The 588-nt window shown below is 49.0% G+C and carries 1 protein-coding gene; it reads right to left on the bottom strand.

Annotation, left to right across the window (positions count from 1 at the left end; genetic code table 11):
- Nucleotides 1-504 (bottom strand): IS110 family transposase (locus HZU72_RS23600; protein WP_180096382.1); only part of this gene is annotated, 504 nt, incomplete at its 3' end.
- Nucleotides 505-588 lie beyond the last annotated feature (84 nt).

Here is a 588-nt window from a genome sequence, read left to right as displayed (position 1 = left end):
GACATTTTTCAAATTGACCTTGTTGGGTGGCAGATTGTACTGACTTGTGGTGTTGACAACATGGGCTTTGAGATCAGCGCCGTGACGAACGAGCCCAGTACGACGACGGAGTAAATCCCGCGTTGCTCGCATGCTGCGAGGGTAGACATAAGCGAGGGGAAAGTTACCGCCTCGAATAAGCGCGGCGATCTTGTAAGAATCCACGCGGTCATTTTTAGTTTTACCGCCATGAATGGCCTTCATATAAAGGGCATGACCGAGAATAAAAACAATGCCCTGGTCTTCACAGAAATCGGCAATCCAGTACCAGCAGTGCATGCATTCAACCCCGATGACAAGATCGTCCAGGTAGGGTTCGATCAGATGCAGCAGAGGTTCTGGTTTGGCTGGAATCTCTTTATGCAGAAGGGTTTCACCCTGCTGATCCATGATGCAGACGTACAGGCTACGGGCATGAAGATCAATGCCACAGTAATGGCGATGAGTGCTATTGTAAAAGTTCATTGAGTCTTCTCCTGTTAGGTTTGGTCGCCTTTTCAGCTTAGCCAAACAGGCTGAGCTGGGGGAGAAGGCTCAATGAGTATCAAA

It is taken from the genome of Vreelandella sedimenti (assembly GCF_013416325.1).
Lineage (GTDB): Bacteria > Pseudomonadota > Gammaproteobacteria > Pseudomonadales > Halomonadaceae > Vreelandella > Vreelandella sedimenti.
This window is presented reverse-complemented; position numbering and strand designations above follow the sequence as displayed.